The following is a 433-nucleotide window of genomic DNA, read 5'->3' on the forward strand; positions in this document are numbered from 1 at the left end:
TGACTCGCCGACCGTTCGGCTATTTGGGGAGCCTTGACGACATGCTGGACGACGCAGCTGCGGGCGGGCCGGCCCCCGCCCAGTGGCGCGTAGCTAAAGCAAGGTCATGATGTAGCGGGCGAATCGCCATCGTTGTCGGCGACGGTGCCTTCCACAACGGCTTGCGTCTCAGGCTGAACCGCTTCCCAGGACTTGCTGAACTTCTGCTTGATGGCGGCGATGGCGTCATCGATGACCTGCTGCCGGTCATAGCCCATCTGCTCGTACATTCGCGGATTGTTGATGAAGTCCTGCGCGCGGTCGATCGGCTTCTGATACTTTCCCAAGGACCGAAGCTTCGCCACCAGGATGATCGCGCGCTCCCATTCGCCCGCGGCCATCGCTTCGCGGACCCCAGCAAGCTTCGTCGTGGAATCAAGCGCCATGAGATCCT

General features: G+C 61.9%; 1 protein-coding gene. It reads right to left on the reverse strand.

Features of this window, described 5'->3' with window-relative positions:
- Positions 1-104: 104 nt before the first annotated feature.
- Positions 105-433, reverse strand: a 329-nt coding sequence (locus NLU14_RS21350; protein ID WP_275710420.1) for a hypothetical protein, incomplete at its 5' end; no start/stop codon positions are given.

This window comes from Marinobacter iranensis (genome assembly GCF_029207565.1).
Lineage (GTDB): Bacteria > Pseudomonadota > Gammaproteobacteria > Pseudomonadales > Oleiphilaceae > Marinobacter > Marinobacter iranensis.